The organism is Pseudonocardia sp. Cha107L01 (assembly GCF_052566575.1).
This window is the reverse complement of sequence record NZ_CP199579.1, coordinates 261,071-285,336: the sequence shown is the minus strand read 5'-3', so window position 1 is coordinate 285,336 and position 24,266 is coordinate 261,071. Positions and strand designations below refer to the sequence as shown.

At 72.3% G+C, this 24,266-nt stretch carries 19 protein-coding genes and 1 pseudogene; 14 read left to right on the top strand and 6 right to left on the bottom strand.

Annotation, left to right across the window (positions count from 1 at the left end):
- Nucleotides 1–68 precede the first annotated feature (68 nt).
- From hemL to ACTXG6_RS01360, 7 genes are all read left to right on the top strand, one after another.
- The gene (gene hemL / locus ACTXG6_RS01390; RefSeq protein ID WP_445185925.1) at nt 69–1,409 is read left to right on the top strand and encodes a glutamate-1-semialdehyde 2,1-aminomutase; all 1,341 of its coding nucleotides are present in this window, start codon (nt 69–71) and stop codon (nt 1,407–1,409) included.
- Nucleotides 1,406–2,062 carry a histidine phosphatase family protein gene (locus ACTXG6_RS01385; RefSeq protein ID WP_445185924.1) on the top strand — a complete coding sequence of 219 codons (657 nt, stop codon included), beginning with the start codon at nt 1,406–1,408 and terminating at the stop codon, nt 2,060–2,062. Before hemL ends, ACTXG6_RS01385 begins: the two co-directional genes overlap by 4 nt.
- Nucleotides 2,059–2,667: a TlpA family protein disulfide reductase gene (locus ACTXG6_RS01380; RefSeq protein ID WP_445185923.1), complete on the top strand. Its 609-nt coding sequence runs from the start codon at nt 2,059–2,061 to the stop codon at nt 2,665–2,667. The genes ACTXG6_RS01385 and ACTXG6_RS01380 overlap by 4 nt, the downstream gene beginning before the upstream one ends.
- A 115-nt stretch (nt 2,668–2,782) precedes the next feature.
- Nucleotides 2,783–3,559 carry a cytochrome c biogenesis CcdA family protein gene (locus ACTXG6_RS01375; RefSeq protein ID WP_445185922.1) on the top strand — a complete coding sequence of 259 codons (777 nt, stop codon included), beginning with the start codon at nt 2,783–2,785 and terminating at the stop codon, nt 3,557–3,559.
- Between the two features lie 268 nt (nt 3,560–3,827).
- The gene (gene resB / locus ACTXG6_RS01370; RefSeq protein ID WP_445190317.1) at nt 3,828–5,399 is read left to right on the top strand and encodes a cytochrome c biogenesis protein ResB; all 1,572 of its coding nucleotides are present in this window, start codon (nt 3,828–3,830) and stop codon (nt 5,397–5,399) included.
- Nucleotides 5,399–6,391, top strand: coding sequence for a c-type cytochrome biogenesis protein CcsB (gene ccsB / locus ACTXG6_RS01365; RefSeq protein WP_445185921.1), 993 nt, complete (start codon nt 5,399–5,401; stop codon nt 6,389–6,391). Before resB ends, ccsB begins: the two co-directional genes overlap by 1 nt.
- 906 nt (nt 6,392–7,297) lie before the next feature.
- Entirely contained in the window at nt 7,298–8,524 is a 1,227-nt protein-coding gene (locus tag ACTXG6_RS01360; protein WP_445190316.1) for a nucleotide-binding protein, read from the top strand.
- A 288-nt stretch (nt 8,525–8,812) separates the two neighbouring features.
- Here ACTXG6_RS01360 and ACTXG6_RS01355 read toward each other — a convergent pair whose 3' ends face one another.
- The gene (locus ACTXG6_RS01355) at nt 8,813–9,013 is read right to left on the bottom strand and encodes a hypothetical protein (RefSeq protein ID WP_445185920.1); all 201 of its coding nucleotides are present in this window, start codon (nt 9,011–9,013) and stop codon (nt 8,813–8,815) included.
- 143 nt (nt 9,014–9,156) lie between these two features.
- Here ACTXG6_RS01355 and ACTXG6_RS01350 point away from each other — a divergent pair.
- Nucleotides 9,157–9,402, top strand: a pseudogene (locus tag ACTXG6_RS01350) (DUF4229 domain-containing protein); the annotation flags it as partial.
- Between the two features lie 99 nt (nt 9,403–9,501).
- Here ACTXG6_RS01350 and ACTXG6_RS01345 read toward each other — a convergent pair.
- The 5 genes from ACTXG6_RS01345 to ACTXG6_RS01325 all read right to left on the bottom strand — a co-directional run bounded on the left by ACTXG6_RS01345 (nt 9,502) and on the right by ACTXG6_RS01325 (nt 16,388).
- A complete protein-coding gene (locus tag ACTXG6_RS01345) occupies nt 9,502–10,383 on the bottom strand; it encodes a 1,4-dihydroxy-2-naphthoate polyprenyltransferase (protein WP_445185919.1) in 882 nt (293 codons plus the stop codon).
- A 122-nt stretch (nt 10,384–10,505) separates the two neighbouring features.
- A complete protein-coding gene (locus tag ACTXG6_RS01340) occupies nt 10,506–11,798 on the bottom strand; it encodes a hypothetical protein (protein ID WP_445185918.1) in 1,293 nt (430 codons plus the stop codon).
- Nucleotides 11,799–12,213: 415 nt separating this feature from the next.
- The gene (menE, locus tag ACTXG6_RS01335) at nt 12,214–13,383 is read right to left on the bottom strand and encodes an o-succinylbenzoate--CoA ligase (RefSeq protein ID WP_445185917.1); all 1,170 of its coding nucleotides are present in this window, start codon (nt 13,381–13,383) and stop codon (nt 12,214–12,216) included.
- A 21-nt stretch (nt 13,384–13,404) separates the two neighbouring features.
- Entirely contained in the window at nt 13,405–14,319 is a 915-nt protein-coding gene (locus ACTXG6_RS01330; RefSeq protein ID WP_445185916.1) for a 1,4-dihydroxy-2-naphthoyl-CoA synthase, read from the bottom strand.
- Between the two features lie 107 nt (nt 14,320–14,426).
- The gene (locus ACTXG6_RS01325; RefSeq protein WP_445185915.1) at nt 14,427–16,388 is read right to left on the bottom strand and encodes a thermonuclease family protein; all 1,962 of its coding nucleotides are present in this window, start codon (nt 16,386–16,388) and stop codon (nt 14,427–14,429) included.
- A 592-nt stretch (nt 16,389–16,980) separates the two neighbouring features.
- Here ACTXG6_RS01325 and ACTXG6_RS01320 point away from each other — a divergent pair.
- From ACTXG6_RS01320 to ACTXG6_RS01295, 6 genes are all read left to right on the top strand, one after another.
- Nucleotides 16,981–17,688: a GntR family transcriptional regulator gene (locus ACTXG6_RS01320; RefSeq protein ID WP_445185914.1), complete on the top strand. Its 708-nt coding sequence runs from the start codon at nt 16,981–16,983 to the stop codon at nt 17,686–17,688.
- 132 nt (nt 17,689–17,820) lie between these two features.
- A complete protein-coding gene (locus ACTXG6_RS01315) occupies nt 17,821–18,633 on the top strand; it encodes an N-acyl homoserine lactonase family protein (protein WP_445185913.1) in 813 nt (270 codons plus the stop codon).
- Entirely contained in the window at nt 18,630–19,925 is a 1,296-nt protein-coding gene (locus tag ACTXG6_RS01310; protein WP_445185912.1) for a hydroxyacid-oxoacid transhydrogenase, read from the top strand. The genes ACTXG6_RS01315 and ACTXG6_RS01310 overlap by 4 nt, the downstream gene beginning before the upstream one ends.
- A gap of 64 nt (nt 19,926–19,989) precedes the next feature.
- Nucleotides 19,990–20,532, top strand: a complete 543-nt coding sequence (locus ACTXG6_RS01305) for an FmdB family zinc ribbon protein (RefSeq protein ID WP_445185911.1) — start codon at nt 19,990–19,992, stop codon at nt 20,530–20,532.
- 103 nt (nt 20,533–20,635) lie between these two features.
- Entirely contained in the window at nt 20,636–23,488 is a 2,853-nt protein-coding gene (locus ACTXG6_RS01300; protein WP_445190315.1) for an FAD-binding and (Fe-S)-binding domain-containing protein, read from the top strand.
- 63 nt (nt 23,489–23,551) lie between these two features.
- Nucleotides 23,552–24,250, top strand: a complete 699-nt coding sequence (locus ACTXG6_RS01295) for a FadR/GntR family transcriptional regulator (RefSeq protein WP_445185910.1) — start codon at nt 23,552–23,554, stop codon at nt 24,248–24,250.
- Nucleotides 24,251–24,266: the final 16 nt, after the last annotated feature.

The following is a 24,266-nucleotide window of genomic DNA, read 5'->3' as shown; positions in this document are numbered from 1 at the left end:
CCGGTAGCGGTTGCCCACCGGCCCCGGCGGATCGGCCGGCACCGGCCGACTCTGCGAGACTGGCCGCCGTGAGCCCGCAGACCACAACGCCCAACGTCCATACCCGTTCCGCCGAGCTGTTCGAGCGCGCCAGCCGGGTCATCCCCGGCGGGGTGAACTCCCCGGTCCGGGCCTTCCAGGCGGTCGGCGGCACGCCCCGGTTCATGGTGTCCGGCAAGGGCCCGTGGCTGACCGACGCCGACGGCGTCCGCTACGTGGACCTGGTGTGCTCCTGGGGTCCGATGATCCTCGGGCACGCGCACCCCGAGGTGGTCGACGCGGTACGCACCGCCGCCGGGGACGGGCTGTCCTTCGGCGCGCCCACCGAGCGGGAGATCGAGCTCGCCGAGGAGATCATCAGCCGGGTCGAGCCGGTGGAGCAGGTGCGGCTGGTCAACTCCGGCACCGAGGCCACCATGAGCGCGGTCCGCCTCGCCAGGGGCGTCACCGGTCGCCAGGTCATCGTGAAGTTCGCCGGCTGCTACCACGGGCACGTGGACGCGCTGCTGGCCCAGGCCGGCTCCGGGGTGGCCACCTTCGGGCTGCCCACCAGCCCCGGGGTCACCGGTGCCCAGGCGGCGGACACGATCGTGCTGCCCTACAACAACCTGGACGCGGTGGCCGCGGTGTTCGCCGAGCGCGGCCCGGAGATCGCCTGCGTGATCACCGAGGCGGCGGCCGGCAACATGGGCGCGGTCGCCCCGCTGGCCGATTTCAACGCCGGGCTGCGCGCGCTCGCCAACGCGCACGGCGCGCTGTTGGTGATGGACGAGGTGATGACGGGTTTCCGGGTGTCCCGCTCGGGTTGGTACGGCCTCGAGGGCGTGGCCGGCGACCTCTACACGTTCGGCAAGGTGATGTCCGGTGGGCTGCCGGCGGCGGCGTTCGGCGGCAGCGCCGAGCTGATGTCGCACCTGGCCCCGGCCGGTCCCGTCTACCAGGCCGGCACGCTGTCCGGTAACCCGATCGCGGTGGCCGCCGGGCTTGCCACCCTCCGGGCCGCGGACGAGGCGGTGTACGCCGCGCTGGACGCCAATGCGGCCCGCCTGGGTGAGCTGATGGGCAACGCGCTGGGTGCGGCCGGGGTGCCGTACCGGGTGCAGTACGCCGGCAACATGTTCTCGGTGTTCTTCACCGAGGACCCGGTGACCGACTTCGCGACCGCGAGCGCCGCGCAGACCTGGCGGTTCCCCGCGTTCTTCCAGGCACTGCTGGACCACGGCGTGTACGGCCCACCGAGCGCGTTCGAGGCCTGGTTCGTCTCCGCCGCTCTGGACGACGAGGCGTTCGAGGTGCTCGCGTCCGCGCTGCCGGCCGCCGCGCGGGCCGCCGCCGAAGCGACCGACCCGGCCGTCGGGGGTGGCCGGTGAGCGACCCGGCCGGTACCCGGACTGGTGTCAGAACCACCGTCCACCTGCTCCGCCACGGCGAGGTGCACAACCCGGAGGGCGTGCTCTACGGGCGGCTGCCCGGGTACCGCCTCTCGGTGCGCGGTGAACAGCAGGCCCAACTGGTGGCCGACGCACTCGCCGAGGAGGACATCACGGTGCTGCTGGCCTCGCCGATGGAGCGCGCCCAGCAGACCGCCGCCCCGATCGCCAAGTCCCACGAGCTCGAGGTGATCACCGAGCCGAACCTCATCGAGGCGGCCAACCAGTTCGAAGGGCGGCGGTTCGGGGTGGGCGACGGCGTGCTGCGGCACCCCGCCACCTGGCCGAAGCTGATCAACCCGTTCAAGCCGTCCTGGGGCGAGCCGTACGTCGAGATCGCGGCGCGGATGCGGGCCGCGGTGAGCAGGGCCAGGGAGCTCGCCGCCGGGCACACCGCCGTGTGCGTGTCGCACCAGCTGCCGATCTGGACCTCGCGGCGCAACTTCGAGGGCAAGCGGATGTGGCACGACCCGCGGCAGCGCCAGTGCGGACTGGCGTCGCTGACCACCCTGGTGTTCGACGGTGACGAGCTCGTCGAGCTGCGCTACCGGGAGCCGGCGGGGGCGAGCGACCCGACCGTGACCGGGGCATGAGTACGGCGCGCGGGCGGGCACTGGCGGCGGCGCTGCTGGCGGCGGCGGCGCTGCTGGCCGGCTGCAGTACCGGGTCCGACGCGGTGGCCAGCGGCGGCAGCTTCGAGTTCGTCGCCCCGGGCGGCAAGCAGATCATCCATTACGACCCGCCGAGCTCGCGGGGCGCGCTGCGCGCACTGTCCGGGGACAGCCTGACCGAACCCGGCACCCAGGTCGGCATCCAGAACTGGCCCGGCCAGGTCGTAGTGATCAACATCTGGGGATCATGGTGCGGCCCGTGCCGGGCCGAGATGGACGACCTGCAGGAGCTGCACCAGGGCAACCAGGCCGGCCAGACCGGCGGCGTCGCCGTGCTCGGCATCGACGTGCGCGACCTGCGGGACGCGGCGACCGACTTCGTGCACGACCGCAAGGTCACCTACCCGTCCATCTTCGACCCGCCCGGCCGCACGCTGGACGCGCTGCACGGCTACCCCCGCAACACGGTGCCCTCGACGATCGTGCTGGACCGCGAGCACCGGGTTGCCGCGGTGTTCCTGACCTCGGTCCGGATCGGCCAGCTGGCGCCGGTGGTGGCGCAGCTGGCCGCCGAGCGGGTCGACTGAGTGATGCCGCGGCGGGTGTCGCGAGCCGTGCTGCCGACTGTGCCGTTCACTGTGCCCTTCACAAGGGATGAACCCGCCGGGCGCTCCTCAGCGGGCGCTGCTTACTCTCAAACCGATGGACCCGTCCACCAGCCTCGTCATCTCAGGGCCGCCGTTGCTCGCGGTCCTGGTGGCGCTTGCCGCTGGGGCGGTCAGTTTCGCCTCGCCGTGTGTGGTCCCGTTGGTGCCCGGTTACCTGGCCTACCTGGCCGGCCTGGTCGGGGCGGACGTGCCGCCGGTGACCCAGCGGGAGGCGGCGGGGCCGCGCACCGGGCGGTGGCGGGTGGCCGGGGCGGCCGGCCTGTTCGTGCTCGGCTTCACCGCGGTGTTCGGCGTGATCATGGTGGGTGTCGTCCGGCTGGCCGACGCCCTGACCCGCAACACCGACCTGCTGCAGCGCCTCGGCGGCGTGCTCACCATCGTGATGGGGCTGGCCTTCGTCGGGCTGGTGCCGGTGCTGTCGCGGGAACGCCGGGTGCACCTGGTGCCGAAGGCCGGGCTGTGGGGCGCGCCGCTGCTGGGCGCGTTGTTCGGGCTGGGCTGGGTGCCGTGTATCGGGCCGACGCTGGCCGGGGTGGTCGCGGTGGCGGCCGGCACGGGCGGCGGCTCGCTGCGCGGGGTCGCGCTCACGCTGGCGTACTGTGCCGGGCTCGGCGTGCCGTTCGTGGTCATCGCCGTCGGTGCGGCGCGGGCGGTCCGGGCGTTGGCCTGGCTGCGCCGGCACGTGCGCGCGGTGCAGGTCAGCGGTGGTGCGCTGCTGGTGGTGGTCGGCGTGCTGCTGGTGACCGGCCTGTGGGGCCAGTTGGTGGCCGGGCTCCAGGTGTCGATCACCGGATTCACCCCGCCGATCTGATGCCGACTACCCCGACGAGGACCGTGGCGAGCCTGGCGGCACGGCTGTGACTCCCTCGACCCCCTCGACCCCCTCGACCCCCTCGACCCCCTCGACCCGCTCGACCAGCGATGCGCCGAGCGCACCGCCTCCCGATCGACCGGCCGACGGGACCGCCGACCCGCACCCGGACGCCCAGCCCGGTGTCGAGGAGACCGCTCCCGGCCCGCCGGGCGGGCCCGCCACCCTGGTCAGCTTCCTGCGCAACACCTGGCGCGGCCTGGTCAGCATGCGCACGGCGCTGTTCCTGCTGTTCCTGCTGGCGCTCGCGGCCATGCCCGGCGCCCTGCTGCCGCAGCGCTCGCTGAACCCGGCCAAGATCACCGAGTACCGCCAGCAACACCCCTGGCTCGGTCCGCTGCTGGACCGCCTCGGCTTCTTCGACGTCTTCGCCAGCCCGTGGTTCGCGGCCATCTACCTGCTGCTGTTCGTGTCCCTGATCGGCTGCCTGCTGCCGCGCAACCTGGATTACGTCAAGGCCAGCCGCGCCCGGCCGGTGGCCACCCCTCGGAACCTGTTCCGGCTGCCGCACCACGCGTCGGCCCGCATCGACGGCTCACCGGAGGACGCGCTGGGCCAGGTGCGGGCCCGGCTGCGGGGCTGGCGGGTGCGGGAGGAACCGGACGGTGCCGGCGGGTACACGGTGTCCGCCGAGAAGGGCTACCTGCGCGAGGCCGGCAACCTGGTGTTCCACCTGGCGCTGGTCGGGCTGCTGGTCGGGTTCGCGGTGGGCAAGCTGTTCGGGTACGAGGGCCAGGTCATCGTGCTCACCGGCGGCAACCAGTTCTGCAACAGCGGCATCCTGGGCTACGACTCGTTCACCGCCGGCAACCTGGTGGACGGCACCTCGCTGAACCCGTTCTGCGTGAAGGTCGACACCTTCGACGCGCAGTACCTGCCGAACGGCCAGCCCGAGCACTACGAGGCCAGTATCGGCTACCAGGCCGGCGCGGACCTGGCGGCCGGTGCGAGCGGCCCGTGGCGGCCGTACGCGCTGAAGGTGAACTCGCCGCTGCGGGTGGCGGGGGACCGGGTCTACCTGCTCGGTCACGGGTACGCGCCGACCTTCACCGTGACCTTCCCGGACGGCACCGCCCGCACCCAGACCATCCAGTGGAAGCCCGCCGACCAGACGACCATGCTCTCCGAGGGCGCCACCAAGTTCGACCGCCCGGGGCTGCCGGACGAGGCCAGCCGGCGGCGCAACCAGATCGCCGTCACCGGGCTGCTCGCGCCCACGTCCTCCGGCGGCAAGGTGATCACCTCGGTGTTCCCTGCCCCGCTGCACCCCGAGGTCGCGGTGGACGTGCTGCGCGGCGACCTCGGCCTTGACGACGGACGCGGCCAGTCCATCTTCGAGGTGTCCCAGGCGCAGCTGGAGTCCGGCGCGCTGAAGCGGGTGGCCAGGCAGAACCTGTTCGAGGGCGACCAGGTCAGGCTGGACGACGGCACCACGGTGCGTTTCGACAACGTCACCCAGTGGGTCGACCTGCAGATCTCGCACGACCCGGCGGAGAAGTTCGTGCTGGTGTTCGCCGTGCTGATCCTGCTCGGGCTGGGCACCTCGCTGACCATCAAGCGGCGCCGGTTCTGGGCACGGATCCGCCCGGCCGATCCGGTATCCGAGCCGGGACGTACGGTGATGGAGATCGGCGGCCTTGCCCGCACCGACCAGGCCGGCTACGGCGAGGAGTTCGCCCGGTTGCGGGCGGCCCTGCTCGGGTCCGGGGCTGTCGACATGAGCGAGAACACGGACGAACCGCGGCCGGACGGCACGCGAGATCGGGGAGGCTCGGCCTGATGCCCGTCAACATGGCGCTGGCGACCTACAGCGACTACGCCTTCCACGCCGCGGTCGGGATCTACCTGCTGGCGATGGTGCTGCACCTCGGCGAGTACGCGCGCACCCGCACCCCGGTGGCGCTGGCCACGGTCGGCGCCGACGTCGGCGCCGAGGTCGGCGCCGAGGTCGGCGCCGAGGTCGGTACCGCCGGCCCGGGTACCGATGCGGCTGGCACGGGTCCGACCGGGCCGGACCGGCAGACCCGGTCCCTGCCGGAGCGGTTCGGCCGGATGGGCGTGGCGCTGACCATCCTGGGCGCGCTGGTGCACATCGGCTCGGTCGTCATCCGGGGCATCGCGGTCGAGCGCTGGCCGTGGGGCAACATGTACGAGTTCATCTCGGCGGCCGGGCTGATGGCTGTGCTGGCCTGGCTCTACCTGCTGCGCCGCAACCACTCGCTGCGCCCGCTCGGCGCGTTCCTGCTGCTCCCGGTGGAGATCCTGCTGTTCCTGGCCGGCAGCGCGCTCTACGTCAAGCCCGCCCCGGTGATGCCGGCGCTGCAGTCCTACTGGCTGACCATCCACGTCACCGCCGTCAGCCTGGCGTCCGGCCTGCTCATGGTCGCCGGCGTGGCCAGCGTGCTGTTCCTGCTGCGCAAGCACGGCGTCGGCGGTACCTGGCTCGACGCGCTCCCGTCGGCGGACACCCTGGACCGCGCGGCGTACCGGGTCACGATCTTCGCCTTCCCGCTCTACACGTTCGCCATCATCTGCGGCGCGATCTGGGCGGAGGCGGCCTGGGGCCGGTTCTGGGGCTGGGACCCCAAGGAGACGGTGGCGTTCGTGGTGTGGGTGGTCTACGCGTGTTACCTGCACGCCAGGGCCACCGCGGGTTGGCGCGCCGGCGGGGCGGCCTGGATCAACGTCTTCGGGTTCGCCGCCGTGCTGTTCAACTTGTTCTTCATCAATCTGGTCACCACCGGGCTGCACTCCTACGCCGGGCTGGGTTGAGCGGGCACACTCGCGTCGGGCGCAGCTCCGGACTACCGTCGCCGGGGTTGGTCGCGAGCACCAGCGACGGTGATGGGGTAGAGGAGAACGGTGGATCAGGCGCAGCAGGAGTACCCACCTGGCACCGTGGGGCACCTGGCCCAGGGCCGAGGGTGGGGTAAGTCGGAGTTCGACGAGGACTCCCCGCGGGCCCGGACCGAGGGGACAACGGCTGGCTCGCCGGCCGAAGCTGGCGCTGACCGGACAGCTGAGCGGACCGCTTTAGGAGCGGCCGAGGGCCGGACCGAGGCCGGGACCAGGCCTGACGCCGAGCTCGAAGCGGACGAGGAGTACCCCGAGGACGCGTGGGGCGACGACAGCTGGGCCCACGTCGACCAGATCGACCCCGCCGCCGAGACCCCACCGAGGGGTATCCCGCTCCGGCCGATGGCCGGCGCCGAACGCCCGCTGGCGCCCGGCCTGGTGCCGGAGCAGACCCGCCGCGAACCGTCACCGGCTCTGTCACCGGCTCTGTCACCGAACACGATGCGCCACACCGACGAGCTGGAGAGCCTGCTCGACGCGATCCGGGTACCCGCCAACGGCGCGGGTGCCCCGCCGCACCCGGTCGAGCCGCCACCGGTCCACTCGGCACCGGTCCAGTCGGCGAGGACCGACCGGCACCCGTCCTGGTTCGAGACGTCGGCCGAAGCTGGCAGCGAGACCGAGACGCCGCCCTCGTGGCCCGCTCCGGTCGACCCCGGCGCCGCGCGGCACCCGTCCTGGCCCGACCCGTCCGACGTCGGCGATGAGCAGCGCGCGGTCGAGCAGCCCGAACCGCCGGCCCTCACCCAGCCGCCCGTCACCCAGCCGCCCATCGCCCAGCCGCCGGCCGCCCGGCCCGATCCGCACGCCGGTGCCGTACCGGTGACCGAGATCGAGCCGGCCGCCGCCGGCCCCGAGGTGCACACCGAGGAGGACGAGGACTTCGAACTCGGCCCGGTGCGGCCGGAGACGTGGACCAACGGCCGGTACGCCCCGCCGGAGGAGCCGACGCCGACCGGCTACCGCGAACCGGTGGTCGCCAGCTGGCCGGAACCGGAGGACCCCCGCCCCGCCGAGCCCGCACCGGCGCCCCGGCCGGAGGAGCCGAGGCCGGCGGCCCGGTGGGTGGAGCCCGGCGCGCTCGCCGCACAGCAGGCGCAGCGCGCCCGCACCGGGGAGCTTCGCGACCGAGGCGACCTGAACACGGCGCGGTTGCTGCGGCCCGCCCGCCGCCCGCCGAGGACCGGCTGGCGGCGGGTGCTCTTCCGCCTGACCGGTGGCCTGATCAACCTGGGTGAGGGGCCGATCGACCTGCGTCAGCGCGAGCTGACCACCGAGGTCAACCAGCCGCTCGCCGGCTGCTACAAGATCGCCATGCTCAGCCTCAAGGGTGGTGTCGGCAAGACCACGGTGACCGCGACGCTGGGCGCCACGTTCGCTTCGCTGCGCGGCGACCGGGTGATCGCGGTGGACGCCAACCCGGACCGGGGCACGCTCAGCCAGAAGATCCCGCTGGAGACCAGCGCCACGGTCCGCCACCTGCTGCGTGACTCGCAGCGGGTGCGCCGCTACACGGATGTGCGGGCCTACACCTCGCAGGGGCCGTCCCGGCTGGAGGTGCTGGCCAGCGAGCAGGACCCGGCGGTGTCCGAGGCGTTCAGCGAGCAGGACTACCGGCGCACGGTGACCCTGCTGGAGCACTTCTACAACATCGTGCTCACCGACTGCGGGACCGGGCTGATGCACTCCGCGATGTACGGGGTGCTCGGGCTCGCCGATGCGCTGGTCATCGTGTCGTCCGGTTCGATCGACGGCGCGCGCAGCGCCTCGGCCACCATGGACTGGCTGGACGCGCACGGGCACGGTGACCTGGTCGGCAACTCGGTCGCCGTGATCAACTCGGTGCGTCGGTCCTCCGGGCAGGTCGACCTGGACCGGGTGGCCGAGCACTTCGCGGCGCGCTGCCGCAAGGTGGTCCGCATCCCGTACGACAGCCACCTGGAAGAGGGGGCCGAGCTGGACCTGGACCGGTTGTCGCCGGCCACCCGGGTCGCCCTGCTGGAGCTTGCCGCCTCGGTGGCGGACGCCTTCCCGCACTCACCGGCCTAACTGGAGGGGGTCGGTGGACCGACGTCCGCCGACTCCCCCCTTCAGAGCCGGCGAACGTCGGCCAAGCTCAAGCCGGGGCGCGGCGAGATCACCGCCGTTGCCGGGCTTTGCGACCGAACGTCCTGGTCAGCAGACTATGCCCGGCAGGGCGGCGGTTGGGTGGAGTTGACGAAGACTTGAGGTTCGCTTGACCGATTCCTGAGCCAGGCGTCAGGTCCTGAGCAAGGCGAACCCGCTCAGTTCCTGAGCCAGGCGAGCCTGGCCAGGTCCTGAGCCAGCCGTACCCGCTCAGCGCCGGCGGGGTGGGTCCTCGCCCTCGCGGCGCAGCCGCTCGTCGAGCTGCCGCAGGAACTCCGGGTCATCATCTGGCGCGGCGGAGCGGCGCGGTGCGTTGGAACGGGTCGACGTCCGAGACGGCTGATCGGTCATCGCCTTCCACAGCACAAAGCCAACGATTGCCGCGGCGGCCAGCGCGATGAGGAACAGCATGTCGACCACCTCCTCCCATGAGGCTAACTCAGCCGGGGTTCTGCTGGGGTGAAGGCCAGCCACTCGTTCACCACACAGTGACCGATCGGGTCAGAGTTGCCGGGCGATGGGGCTCCCGAGTGGGTTATCCGTAGGCTCGTCGTGTGACAGCCGAGCCCCCTCGATCGCCAGACTCGCCCCTTGACTCGCCGCCGCGCTCACTGGCCGTAGCCATCGCGCGCTACGGCTCGGCCCGACTCACCCTGGTGGCCGCGCTGACGGTGGTGCTGGTGCTGGTCGGGGTGCCGCTGCTGGTTGCGGTGATGGTGGCACTGGTGGTCGCGCTGCCGCTGTCACTGGTGCTGTTCCCGAAGCTGCGCCGGGAGCTGGACGCGGCCATGGCGGTCACCGGCCAGCGGCGCAAGGAGCAGAAGGCCCGGCTGCGGTCCCAACTGAGCGGTGAGCGCGAGGCGCGGGAGCGGGACGGCTCGGTCTCAGTCCAGGAGGGCTCAGTCCAAGAGGGCCAGGGCGAGGCCGACGGCGGTGCCGAGCGACCAGACCAGCATGACCGCACCGGAGCTGCCCAGGACGGCGATGAGGTCGCGTCCCCGAACTCCGTTCAGCACCCGCCGAACGGGTGAGTAGGCCAGCGGCGCGGCGATCAGGCCGAGCAGCAGCCACGGGTTGGCGATCGCGCCGACCACGCTGAGCAGCATCGGGATGCCGACCAGCGCGGCGTAGAGGCGCCGGGTGTCGCGGTCGCCGAGCAGCACCGCGAGGGTGCGCTTGCCGACCTCTTCGTCCGACTCGATGTCCCGCAGGTTGTTCGCCACCAGCACCGAGCAGGACAGCATGCCGACGCCGATGGCCCCGATCAGGCTCAGCGCGCCCGGCGGGCCACTCTGCACGTAGGCGGTACCCAACACGGCGACCGGCCCGAAGAACAGGAACACCGCGACCTCGCCGAGGCCGAGATAACCGTAGGGGTGCTTGCCGCCGGTGTAGAACCACGCGCCGAGTACGCAGACCGCGCCGACGATGAGCAGCCACCACGTCCCGCTCAGCGCCACCAGCACCACGCCGGCCAGCATCGCCAGCCCCAGCCAGCCGAACGCCATGGTGCGGACCGCGCTCGGGGCGGCCACCCCGGAGCCGACCAGCCGCAGCGGGCCGACCCGGTCGTCGTCGGTGCCCCGGGTTCCGTCCGAGTAGTCGTTGGCGTAGTTGACGCCGATCACCATCGCCACCGCGACCAGCAGCGCCAGCAGTGCGAAACCCGGCCGCACCGCGCCGGTGCCGATCGCCGCACCGGTCCCGACCAGCACCGGGGCCACCGCGTTCGGGAGGGTGCGGGGTCGGGCGCCCTGCACCCATTGCGCCACGGTCGCCACCGGATCACCGTACCTGGCACGGCGGGCGCGGAGATCAGCGCGCGCGCATCGTCACAGAGATCGTCACCGGGGCCGGAGCGGGTGATCGGGCCGGGGATCTGTACGGGTCAGCGGTTGGGGCGTCAGCACGGTCCGACGGCGGTGTCGTCGGCCAGGTCGACGGCGCTGGCCGGCAGGTACTGATAGGTGCCGATCCGGAGCCAGCCGTTGGGCGTGGCGCACTCGACCGGCACGCCGGCGTTGTCGGCCGCCACACCGACGGTCGGTGCGCCGGCGGCCGGAGCGCTGCGCACCGCGACGGCCCGCTCCGGGCTGAGCCCGCCCCCGCCGGCGTCGGAGTCTCTGGTGCCCCCGCCGGCCCCGGAGTCGCCGGTGACCGAGTCGCCGGTGACCGAGTCGTCGGTGCCCGCGCCGGAGTCGGCCGCGCTCGCCGCGCCGGTGTCGGTCTGCTGGTCGCCGGCGTCCACCGTGCTCAACGCCGGGCCGCCGGTCCACAGGTAGCTGACCGTGACCTCGGAGTTGTCGGTCAGCCCGAGCGCCGCGTCGAACAACCCGTCGGACAGGTCGATCCCGGCCGGGTTGCCCACGGCGCGCCCGGTGCCGTCCTTGCCGTCGTTGTGGCCGTCGCGGTACGCGGCCTGCGCCTCCGGTACGCCCTGGGGCAGGTCGTGCCACTGCTCCCGGTGCCCGCTCCAGTAGTCGTCCCTGGTGTTCCACGGCCCGACGTCCCAGACCGGCGCCCATGCGCACCTGCCGCCGGCCGAGCACACCTTGACGCTGTACTCGGACCCGTCCTCGTCGGCCAGTGAGCGCCACGAGGGCAGTGCCACGAACAGGTCGTGCGGGACGATCCGGTGCCCGTTGGCGGTGTGCCCGTCCACCAGGCCCTCGCGGGTGGCGAACACCCGGTAGCTGGCCGCCTGGGCCGGCGCGGCGACCCGCAGGCCGGGTACCACCTCGCCGTGCACCCGAAGCCCACGCACCTCGGGCCGCGCGGCGCCGGCCCCCGCCGCCGGTGCGGTCAGCAGCACCCGCAGCTGCACCAGGCTGCTCGGGCCGGGCAGTGTGGTCGGGGTGTTCGGCCGGGTGGGCAGCCACTCGGTCCAGCGGCCACCGGGCAGCCGGCCGCGCACGTCGACCTCGGCGGTGGCGCCGGGTGGGGTGGCCGCGTCGAGCTGGGTGCTGAGCCGGCCGACCGGCCGGGCGAGCGGGCGGGCCGGCAGGGTGAGCAGGCCGGTGGCGGCGGTGAGCCGGAGCGCGCCGTTGGCATAGGCGACGCCGACCCCGTGGCCCTGGTCCAGGTTGGCCACCCAGTCCACGCTCGGGGTCTCGGCGTTCGCGGGCGCGGCGGTGAGCGCGCTCGCCAGCAGGGTGGACAGCGCGGTGAGCAGGACGGTGGGCAGCCTGCCGGGCACGGCGAGAGTTGATCGAAAAGATCTGTAATGGTCAATCAACCCAGGGTGAGTGCCCGGAACGTGTACCGGACCCCGGGGGAGGGGACGTCTCGGTCGGCGCGCGGGGTCGGTGAGGCTTGCCGATGCAAATACCTAACTTCTGTCACTAATGGATCGCCCTGGTAATCGGTCAGCGAGAATAATCCACACCGTGTTCGGTTTCGAGTTGCGGATCGGCCCGGGGTGTGCCTACCCGAACGGAGGACTAGGCGCCCGAATCGGGGGATCCGGCCGCGCGGATAGCGAATGTTTGCGGTATCAAATTGTCTTGACGAGTGAATGCGACGCAGTTGACGAATGAATCATTGAGTGGCACGTGTCTCTCTGTGGGATTTGTGCTGTAGGTGGTGCGCCCGGGGCACGGGAGAGCTTGAGGTCAGCTGCTGCCGGCGAGCAGTCGGACCACTTCGGCCCGGTCCGGCTTGCCGATCCCGCGTACCGGCAGTTCGGCCAGCTCGCGCATCAGCCGGGGCACCGAGGCGGCCCCCAGCTCGGCGCGGACCGCGTTGCCCAGCCCACCGGCGTCCAGGCCGGCCGGGTCGGCGCAGACCACCGCGGCGGCGACCAACTGTCCCCACTCCGGGTCGGCCAGCCCGACCACGCAGGCCGCGCGCACCCCCGGCTGCGCGGTCAGCACCCGCTCCACGGCGGCCGGGTGCACCTTCTCGCCACCGGTGATGATCACATCGTCGACCCGGCCGAGCACCCGGAGCCGACCGTCCGGGTCCGAGTGGCCCAGGTCGGAGGTGTGGAACCAGCCGTCGCCGAACACCTCGGCGGTGCGCGCCGGGTCGCCGAGGTAGCCGCTGGCCAACATCGGGCCGGACAGTGAGATGCGGGCGTCGGCGGGGTCGAGCCGGACCCGCACGCCGTCCAGCGGCGTCCCGTCGTACACGCAGCCGCCGGCGGTCTCGCTCATGCCGTAGGTGGTGACCACCGCGACACCGGCGGCGCGAGCCTCGGCGAGCAGGGACCGCGGTGCCGCCGCACCGCCCACCAGCACCGCGTCGAAGCCGCGCAGCGCAGCCAACGCGCTGCCGCCGCCCTCACCGAGCACCCGGTGCAGCTGGGTGGGCACCAGCGAGGTGTAGCGGCGCTCGCCGGTGGTGGCGGCCAGCAGCTCGCCGGCGACGGCGCCGAACCGCTCGGGACGGAACCCGCCCGCGCTGTCGAGCACGGTGGGCCGGTGCCCGGCGATCAGTCCCCGGGAGATGACCTGGGCGCCCGCGACGTGGTGCGCCGGCAGAGCCAGCAGCCAGTGCCCCGGGCCGCCGAGCCGCCGGTGGGTCGCCGCCGCCGAGGCACGCAGCGCGGCCGAGGACAGCACCACCCGCTTCGGGCCGCCGGTGGACCCGGAGGTCTCGATGACCAGCGCCGCACCGGGCCCGGGCTCCGGCAGACCGGCGGCCCAGCCGATGTCGGCGGTGCCGGCGGGTACGGCACCGTCGACCGGCAGCACCGCCGGCCCGCCGGCCAGTGCCTCGGCCAGCGCCCGGGTCAGCTTGGCGACCGACGCCGGCGAGCCGTCACACCGCACCACCTGCATCTGTGCACCACTCACGGGGGGTCAGTAGTACCAGGGATAGGCGGACCAGTCGGGCGCACGCTTCTGCAGGAACGCGTCCCGACCCTCTACGGCCTCGTCGGTCATATAGGCCAGCCGGGTCGTCTCGCCGGCGAACAGCTGCTGGCCGACCAGGCCGTCGTCGATCAGGTTGAACGAGTACTTGAGCATCCGCTGTGCGGTCGGCGACTTGCTGTTGATCTCGCGGCCCCACTGGATCGCGGTGGCCTCGAGGTCCGCGTGCGGCACCACCTCATTGACCGCGCCCATCTGGTGCATCTGCTCGGCGGTGTAGGTCCGGCCGAGGAAGAAGATCTCGCGCGCGAACTTCTGGCCGACCTGCCGCGCCAGGTACGCCGACCCGTAGCCGCCGTCGAACGAGCCCACGTCGGAGTCGGTCTGCTTGAACCGGGCGTGCTCGGCCGAGGCCAGTGTGAGGTCGCACACCGCGTGCAGGCTGTGCCCGCCGCCGGCCGCCCAGCCGTTGACCACGGCGATGACCACCTTGGGCATGAACCGGATCAGCCGCTGGCACTCCAGGATGTGCAGCCGGCCGGCCCGTGCCGGGTCCACCGTGTCGGCGGTCTCGCCGCTGGCGTACTGGTATCCGGTGCGCCCCCGGATCCGCTGGTCACCGCCGGAGCAGAAGGCCCACACGCCGTCCTTGGGGGCCGGGCCGTTGCCGGTGAGCAGCACACACCCCACGTCGGAGCTCATCCTGGCGTGGTCCAGCGCCCGGTAGAGCTCGTCGACGCTGCCGGGGCGGAACGCGTTGCGGACCTCGGGCCGGTTGAACGCGATCCGCACGATGCCGGCGTCGACGTGGCGGTGGTAGGTGATGTCGGCGAAGTCGAAGCCGTCGATCAGCCGCCAGGCGGCTGGGTCGAAGGTCTCCGACACCGAAGTCTCAGTGCTCACGGGGCACCACAATATGGGGCCGCCCAGTCAGGGCCGGGTCTGGCCGTGACTGGGCGGTGGCGCCGGGTGTGCGCCCGCGCCGGCCGGGGACCTTTGCGGGCCGCTGATCAGTTGCCGGCGGTCGAGGAATCCTCGGAGGTGACCCGGCTGGTCCGGGTCGAGCTGGGCTTCACCGAGGTCGTCTCGGAGGCGTGCGAGGCACCGGTGCCGGAGCTCGATCCGGTGCTTGATCCGCTTGTCGTGCCGCTGCTGGTGCCGCTGGTCGTGCCCGTGCCGCTGAACTTGCCGTGGCACGGCGCGGCCCACAGACCGGCGCTCTTCTTCTCGGCGTCCGCCTCGGCCGCCTTGATGGCCGCGGCGTTGCCCACCGGCTGCGGGCTCTCGTAGTACCGGGCCATGCCCGCCTCGACGGCGACCACCGAGTAGTCCGCGCCGTCCGGCAGCCGCAGGAAGGCGAGCTTGTTGCCGCCGTGGTCGGTGGCCGGCTGGGACGGGTCGGTGACCAGGGTGACGGTGGTGTTGTTCAGCGTCTTGACCGCGAAGGCCTTCGAGGTGGCCGCTCCGCACTGGTCCTTGTCCAGCCGCGGCGCCACGATGCCGAGCACCTCGACGATGCCGTTGACCGGCCCGGACACCTCGACGGTGTCGCCGTCGATGACCTTCGTGACGGTGACCACCGGGCCGACCGCCGAGTCCACCGCGGCCGGGGCCGGGCTGACCGAGGCCGGGCCGGGCTCCCCGGTGGAGATCAGCTTCGCGCTGCCGAGTGCGGCCAGCCCGATCAGGCCGGCCGCGCCGGCGCCGAGCCAGATCCACTTCTTGCTCCGGGCGAGTGCGCCGGGGCCGGTGCCGGGTTCGGCGTTCGGTGGCCGGTTCTTGGCCTCGAGGCGGACCGGTCGGCGCAGGTTCACGGTGCGCGACTCGGTGCTCCCGGGTGCCGCACCGCCTCGGGACTTCGCGGGCGCGCTCCAGCTGATCGGCTGCGGCCGTTCGCCGTCCGCCTCTGCCTCGTCGGTCGACTCGGCGCCGGCCCTCGGGACCGCCATGGTCGCCTCGGCGTCCGAGCCGGTCAGGTCCTCGCCGGCCGGGGCGGCGTGCAGAGACACGGTCGCCTCGGCGGCTAATAAGCTGACCGGCACCTCACCGGCCATGACCTCCGGGCTGCCGATCGGGCCGGAGTGCTCCACCCGGGACTGTTCGAGCGACTGCTCGACCCCCGCCTGCTCGACCCTCGCCTGTTCGACCGAGTGCTGGGCCCGGGACTGTCCCACCCAGGGCTGCTCGACAGACTGCTCGACCCCGGGCTGCCCCACGGTGAACTGTCCGGCGGACTGCTCGACCCGCGACTGCTCCACCGACAGCTGCTGGGCCGGGATCGCCGTGGTGCGGGCCAGTACCGAGATCGGTACCGCGCCCCTGGCGAGGGCGTCGGCGGTCGCCGAGGCGGGGAAGTTCGGCGCGTACTGCGCCGGTGTGGGGTAGCCACCGGTGTGCTGGGCGGCGATCCGGGAGGGCAGGCCGCCCGGGCCGAGACCGGACTGGGTGGGCACCGCCCGCGACCGCGGCGACGTGCGGTTCGGGCCGGCGTTGTCGGCGAGCGGGGCGACCGGTCCGGTCGCGCCCGGGCCGGCTGGGCCCATCCCGCGCGGTGCGGCGAAGTTCGTCCAGCGCCTGCTCGGCGGCACGTCGGCCTGCGGGCCGGTCAGCGAGCGGATGAAGCCGACCACTTCGGCACCGTCGGCGGTCGGCACGTCCCGGAGCTCAGCGGTCGTGTTGGAGTCGGAGACCGTGATGGTGCCCAGGGGGCCGTCGGCGATCCACTCGGCGGCGGACACCCGCTCCAGCGGGAAACCCTCGCTGGCCTGTCCGCTGCGGCCGTCCCGGAGCAGCAGGACCCGGTGGTCGGTCACCGCGAGCAGCCCGGCGCCGGCTCCGTAGATGCCGGCGGCCAGCCGCTGCACCGTCTCGCCCTCGCGCAGGTACGCGCCGAGCTGACGGATCTCGCGCTGAACCTCGTAGCCCGATGTCATGCGGGTCGTCGCGGCAGCAATGTCGGACCTGAGCTCCATGGCGACATCCCCCAATCGCTTGCTGCGCCGGCCGTGTCTCACATACGGCACGGCTTCTTGGCTGGGTTAACGACGAATTCCTGGGCTCGATACTGCGGCACATTCCATTTGCGACTGTCGGACCAATGTCGCGGGCTGTTAGCCATCGCTTGGACCACTAGGCCATTCGAATTACATTGGTGAAATTCAACTCGGTGACTTTGTTGTTTCCGCAGGTCACGACACTTTCGTGAGCCAGCGCACAGTGATTCCGCTCGCAACTACTGTTAACGCAAGTCTCGATTCGGCACATCGGTCCCTAGCGTCCCGGGCCGCACACCTCCCGCATTGTCACCCGATTGGGGTATGACGCGTGTCACCTGAGAGGAGGTAGCTCGGGCAGCTGGGCGCGCCAGGCAGCCCGGGGTTGAGCGTCTCGGTCGTCCGGCGCGGCTTGCACACCGCCATCCGGGGTACTGCCTCCCGCACCATACGGAGCAGTCGGGGCCATCGGCGAGCTCGTTGACCGCCGCCGGGTGGCGTGCCACGCTCAGTCGATGATCGGCCGTGGCCTGCCACTGCTCGGCGGCCGCCCGGACGCCCGGCGGGCCCGGTGAAGCAGGTACGCCAGTCCTCCTCCGTCAACGCGCAGGTGCTCGATGCGTTGCGCGCCGCGGTGATCACCGGCGAGCTGCCGCCGGGCACTCTGCACTCCGTCGCCACCCTGGCCGGTCAGCTGGGGATCTCCCGCACGCCGGTCCGCGAGGCGCTGATCAAGCTCGCCCAGCAGGGCATGGTGCGCTTCGAGCGCAATCGGGGCGTGCGCATCCTGCAGACCTCCCTGCACGACCTGGAAGAGGTCTTCGCGCTGCGGCTGCTGCTGGAGGTGCCGGCCACCCGCCGCGCGGTCAAACTGCTGAGCGCGACCACCACCCGCGAGCTGCGCCAGGTGTTCGCCGCGATGGAGAAGGCGGCGGCGGCGGACGACGAGTTCCGGATGTGGGAGCACGACCGGCGGTTCCATCGGTTGCTCCTGGAGGCCTCCGGCAACGGCCGCCTCGCCGAGTACGTCGACGGGCTGCGCGACATGGTGCTGCGCCGGGGTGTCTCCACCGCACGCCAGTCCCGGACACTGGAGGGCATCGTCGCCGAGCACCGCGCGGTGCTGGACCGGGTGCTGGCCGGCGACGCGGACGGGGCCGCCGAGGCGATGCGCGCGCACATCCTGCACACCGCTGAGCTGCTGGTCGCGCAGGAGGCCGGCGACGACGTCGGCGCGGTGGACGTGGACCTGGGGTGGACCTCGTCCGAGCCGTCCTGACGGTGCTCCCACCTGTTCATCAAGTCTCAAATCGAGACTTGATGAACAGGTGCGCACAGATTGACGAGTGGCATGTGGCATGCCACTGTCGGGACCGAGCCGCACCCCTCTCAGTGTCGAAGGGACCCCGCCATGGCGACAGCGAACAAGGTGAGCGTCATCCCCTGTGGGGCGATGAGCGCCGATCTGACCTGGTTGCTCCTCAAGCCCGGGCGCTCCATCACCGACCGTCATCACAAGGACGCCCCACAGCCGTGGGTGGACGTGCCCACGCACTGCGTTCTCGTGGAGACGGACGAGGGCAAGATCCTCTGGGACACCAGCTGCCCGCGCGACTGGGAGGAGCGCTGGGGGCCGACCGGCCTGCAGGACTTCTTCCCCTACGACAAGGTCGCCGAGGACGAGTACCTCGACTCGCGGCTGAACCAGATGGGTGTCGGCCTGGACGAGATCGACTACGTGATCCTGTCGCACCTGCACTTCGACCACGCCGGCAACGCGCAGATGTTCAAGAACACGAACGCCAAGCTGGTCTGCCACGAGCGGGAGAAGGAGTTCGCGTTCGGCTTCGACGGCCTGTTCACCGGCGCGCACCTGAAGACCGACTACGAGGGCCTGGAGTTCCAGACCGTCTCCGGGGACGCCGAGTTCCTGCCCGGCGTGAAGCTGATCGAGACGCCCGGGCACACCGTCGGCACCATGTCGATGCAGGTGGACCTGGCCGACTCCGGCACGATGATCTTCACCTCGGACGCGGTGTACATGGGTGAGAGCTTCGGCCCGCCGGCCACGCCCGCGGCGATCGTGAACAACCTGGAGGACTTCTACTCCTCGGTCGAGAAGCTGCGCGGCATCCAAGAACAGACCAACGCGACGATGGTCTTCGGGCACGACGCCGAGCAGATCCACCAGCTGAGAGTGGCCCCCAAGGAGTCCTACACATGAGTTACCCGGGCGTGGATCTCACCGAGGAGACGATCTTCACCTGGGGTGCGCCGCCGCTAAAGTTCGGCGCCGGTGCCGCCGACGAGGTCGGTTTCGAGATGTCCGGCTACGGGGTGCGGCGGGTCCTGATCGTCACCGACTCAGGAGTCAACTCACTCGGCGCCCCGCAGCGCATCGCGGACAACCTGCGCCGCTACAAGATCGAGTCCGAGATTTTCGACGGGGTGCACGTCGAGCCGACCGACGACTCGATGAACAAGGCTGTGGAGTACGCCCGCGCGCAGGGCGACTGGGACGGCTTCGTCGCGATCGGCGGCGGCTCGGCGATCGACACCGCCAAGGCGATCAACCTGCTGACCAGCAACCCCGGCGAGCTGATGGACTACATCAACAAGCCGATCGGCAACGCGCGGGTGCCCGAGGGACAGCTCAAACCGCTCATCGCGATCCCGACCACGGCGGGCACCGGCTCGGAGTCCACCGCGATGTGCGTGCTGGACATCCTGTCCATGAAGGTCAAGACCGGCATCAGCCACTGGCGGCTGCGCCCCACCCTCGCGGTAATCGATCCACTGCTGACCATGTCGCTGCCGGCGGAGGTCACCGCGGCCTCCGGGATGGACATCGTCTGCCACGCGGTGGAGAGCTACACCGCGCGGTACTACACCAGCTTCGACCGCAAGCAGCCCGAGGAACGGGTCACCTACTGCGGCTCGAACCCGGTGTCGGACCTGTGGTGCGAGCGGGCCATGGAGCTGCTGGCGCGCTCGTTCCGCACCGCCGTGCACCAGGGCGCGGACCACCTGGAGGCGCGGTCGAACATGATGATGGCCGCGACCTTCGCCGGCATGGGCTTCGGCAACTCCGGGGTGCACATCCCGCACGCCAACGCCTACCCGATCGCCGGCATGGTCAAGGACTACATCCCGGCCGGCTACCCGCCGGACGAGCCGATGGTGCCGCACGGCCAGTCGGTGTCGCTGACCGCGCCGGAGGCGTTCCGGTTCTCCTTCGCCAGCGCCCCGGAGCGTCACCTGCGGGCCGCCGCGCTGATGGACCCGGACGCGGAGAAGCACAACGACCCGAGCGAGCAGCTGCCCTCGGTGCTGATCAGGCTGATGCGGGACATCGACATCCCGAACGGCATCGGCGGCGTCGGCTACTCCGAGTCGGACGTGCCGGACCTGGTGCCCGGGACGATGAAGCAGCAGCGGCTGCTGGCGACCTGCCCGAAGACGCCGACCGAGGACGACATCGCCAACATCCTCACCAACTCGATCACGAACTGGTAGCCCGTGAGTGGCGAGTGGTCCCCGGGGACCACTCGCCACTCACGACCCGCGGGAGGGTGCCGCTGTGCCGATCTACGTCTACCGCTGCGCCGATGACGGGGAGTGCGGGCTGCGCTTCGAGCAGCTGACCTCGTTCGACGCGGTGGAGCCGGCCTGCCCCGGCTGCGGCGGTGCCACCCGCAAGATCCCGGCCGGGTTCAGCCTGGGCGGGCAGGCCGACGCCGGGCTGGCCAAGGACTCGATGCCGCAGACCTGGCGAGGGGTCTACAACGGCAACACCGAGTACGTCGGCCGGATGCGCCGGCAGTGGGAGAACCGGCAGCGGCTGGAGGCGAAGTACCCGGAGATCGCCGGCGACCAGCGCCCGATCCTGGCGCACGAGGGCCGCTACCACGACACGCCCCTGCGCGCCGGCGACCCGAGGCCGGGTGCCGCCGCGCCGGCCGCCGGGCACGGCCACGGACATGGGCACGGACACGGCCACGGCCACGGCGACTCGCCCGCCACCCCGGCCACCCCGACCGCCCCGGCCGCCAAGCCGGCGACCGGCGGGAAACCCGGGTCGTCGACGCCGGGCGCGGGCGGTTCAGCCGGCGGGTCACACTGATCAGGTGAGCTTGCCCGACCTTCCCCCTGTCACCCGCGACCTGAACGCCGACCTCACGGCGGCCGTCAGCGGCACGGTCCGGTTCGACGCCGCCAGCCGCGCCATGTGGTCGGCGGACGCGTCCAACTACCGCCGGGTGCCGATCGGCGTGGTCACCCCACGCGACACCGGTGACGTCGAGGCGGCCATCGCGGTGTGCCGCGAGCACGGCGTCCCGGTGCTGCCCCGAGGGGCCGGCACGTCCATCGGCGGGCAGGCGGTGAACACCGCCGTGGTGCTCGACTTCAAGCACCTGAACCGGATCCTGGAGCTGGACCCGGAGGCGCGCACCGCCCGCGTCGAGCCCGGCGTCGTCTGTGACGCGCTGCGCGACGCCGGCCGGCCGCACGGGCTCACCTTCGGCCCGGACCCGTCGACGCACAACCGGTGCACGCTCGGCGGGATGATCGGCAACAACGCCTGCGGGTCGCACTCGGTGGCCTGGGGTAAGACCGTCGACAACGTGCAGGCCCTGGACGTGCTCACCTACCGGGGCGAGCGGCTCACGGTCGGCCCCGGCAACCCGGTCGGCGGGGCGATCCCGGACGCGCTGCGCGACCTCGCCGAACGGCTGGGCGACGACGTGCGCACCTCCTTCCCCGAGCTGACCCGCCGCGTCTCCGGCTACAACCTCGACCAGCTGTTGCCGGAGAACGGGTTCAACCTGGCAAAGGCGCTGGTCGGTACCGAGGGCACCTGCGTGACGGTGCTCGGCGCGACGATGCGGCTGGTGGAGTCGCCGGCGGCCCGTGCGCTGGCCGTGCTCGGCTTCCCCGACGCCTACCTGGCCGCCGACCACGTGATGGTGGTCCGCGAGCACCACCCGCTAACCATCGAGGGCATGGACGCCGGGCTGATCGCCGCGCTGCGCGCCCAGCACCCGGGTGAGACCGCGAGCCGGGCGCTGCCCGAGGGCGGCGGCTGGCTGTACGTGGAGACCGGCGGCGCGACCCGGGCGGAGGCGGAGGCGGCCGCCGAGGCGGTGGTCCGCGCGATGAAGCCGTACGGCGCGACGAGCGTGGTGGTCAGCGAGCCGGCGGCGATGGCCGCGCTGTGGCGGATCCGGGAGGACGGCGCCGGCATCCTGACCCGTTCGCCGGAGGGCGGCGAGGCCTGGCCGGGCTGGGAGGACGCCGCGGTGCCGCCGGAGAAGTTCGGCGCCTACCTGCGTGAGTTCGACGCGGTGCTGGCCGGGCACGGCCGGCGCGGGGTCTACTACGGCCACTTCGGCGACGGCTGCCTGCACGTGCGGATCGACTTCGACCTGCTCACGAAGGCGGGCATCGCCAACTTCCGGTCGTTCATGGAGAACGCGGCGGACCTCGTGGTGGCGCACGGCGGGTCGCTCTCCGGTGAGCACGGCGACGGCCAGGCCCGCGCCGAGCTGCTGCCCCGGATGTACCCGAAGGAGATCATCGCCGGGTTCGAGCAGTTCAAGGGCATCTGGGACCCGGACGACCGGATGAACCCGGAGCGGGTGGTGCGGCCGGCCAAACTGGACGAGGACCTGCGCGTCTTCGTCGGCATGCCGACGCTGCCGGACCGGCCGCTGCTGGCGTTCGCGCACGACCGGGGCAGCTTCACCAGGGCGACCCGGCGCTGTCTCGGGGTGGGGCGCTGCGTGACCGCCAGCGGCGGCGTGATGTGCCCCAGCTTCCGGGCCACCGGCGAGGAGATGCACTCCACCCGGGGGCGGGCCCGGCTGCTGTTCGAGATGGCCAACGGGTCGGTGATCAAGGATGGCTGGCAGTCCGAGGAGGTGGCCGAGGCGCTGGACCTGTGCCTGTCCTGCAAGGGCTGCAAGCGGGACTGCCCGGTCGGCGTGGACATGGCCGCCTACAAGACCGAGTTCCTGGCACAGCGGTACAAGGGGCGGCTCCGCCCGCTGTCGCACTACTCGATGGGCGCGCTGCCGCGCTGGCTGCGGCTGGCCGCGCGGGTGCCGGGACTGCCCAAGGTACTGAACGCGGCGGCCCGGCGGCCTCGGTTGGCGTCGGTGGCCAAACGCCTCGGCGGCATCGCCCCGGAACGGGACATCCCACCGCTCGCCCAGCGCACCTTCACCTCCCGTTTCCGCGCGAGTCGGGACTCTCGGCACACCGAGTCGGGGATCTCAGCACACCCGGCCGATGTGCTGAGAGCCCCGACTCAGGGTGCTGAGAGCCCCGACTCGCGGGGGGCTGGGCGGCGGATCGTGCTCTGGCCGGACAGCTTCACCGACCACTTCGACCCGCACATCGCACACGACGCCGTGACGGTGCTCGAGTCGCTGGGCTACCGGGTCGAGATCCCCGGCGGGCCGGTCTGCTGCGGGCTGACCTGGTACTCCACCGGCCAGGTCGACGCCGCCCGCACGGTGCTCCGCCGCACGCTGGCGACACTGCGCCCGTGGTTGGCCGACGGAGTGCCGATCGTGGTGCTGGAGCCCAGCTGCGCCGCGGCACTGCGCGCCGACCTGCCGGAGCTGTTGCCGGCCGACGCGGCGGCGGCCGACCTGGCCGGCGCGGTGCGTACCTTCGCCGAGGTGCTCGCCGGGCACACCGACACGCTGGCCGAGCGGTCCGACACGGCGCTGGGCCTGCGCGCGCTGGTCCAGGTGCACTGCCACCAACACGCCGACCTCGGCGCCGACGACGACCGCGCGGTGCTCAAGGCTCTCGGCGTGGACGCCACGGTGCTGGACTCCGGCTGCTGCGGGCTGGCCGGCAACTTCGGTTTCGAGAAGGGGCACTACGAGGTGTCGATGGCCTGCGCGGAGCGGGTGCTGCTGCCGGCGGTGCGGGCCGCCGAGCCGGGCGTCGAGGTGCTCGCCGACGGCTTCAGCTGCCGCACCCAGCTGCGCCAGGCCGGCCAGCGCGAGCCGGTGCACCTGGCCCAGCTGGCCGTGCGCGCGCTCGGTCTCGACCGGCCGGCCTGATCCGCTGGGCTGCGGCATGCCGCAGCCCACGCCGGGCGATTGGTTAAGTGATTTAGTCAATTGATGACCGGGAGCGAGATATCGAGCCTTTCCGAGCGGCTCGCCGCCGGGCTGCTGGAGCTGATCGCCGAGCAGCGACTGGCACCGGGAGATCTGCTGCCGACGGTGCGCGAGCTGGCGCGGCGGTTCGCGGTGACCACGCCGACCATCCGCGAGGCGCTGCGCCGGCTGCAGGCTACCGACGCGGTCCGGCTCAGGCACGGCTCGGGGATCTACGTCGGCCCCGGGATCCACCGCACCGTGCTGCCCAATCCCAACACCGCGCCGATGGACGGCGAACTGGTCCTGAAACTGGTCGAGGCCAGGCTCACCGTCGAGCCGGGGATCGCCGCGCTGGCGGCCTGCCACCGCACCGAGGGCAACCTGGCGCGCCTCGAGCTGGCCACCGAGACGGCGCGCCGCGAGCGCCCGGTCCGGGACCCGGCGGACGCCGCCCGAGGAATGAACTTCCACCGGGAGCTGGCCGCCGCGTCCGGCAACCAGGTGCTGTTCGAGGTGATCGACTCGCTCCTCGCGGCCCGGAGCAAGGAGCAACGGATGGTTCGGCTACTGATCGAGGACCGGCGCCGCGACTACGCCGAACACCTGGCCATCTGTACCGCCGTCCGGGACGGTGACGGGGCCGGGGCCGAGCGACTGACCCGGGAACACCTGCTGCAGCTGCGCGACGCGGTGGCCCAGCGGCAGGCGGCCCGCCGATGAGCACCCGGGCCACTCA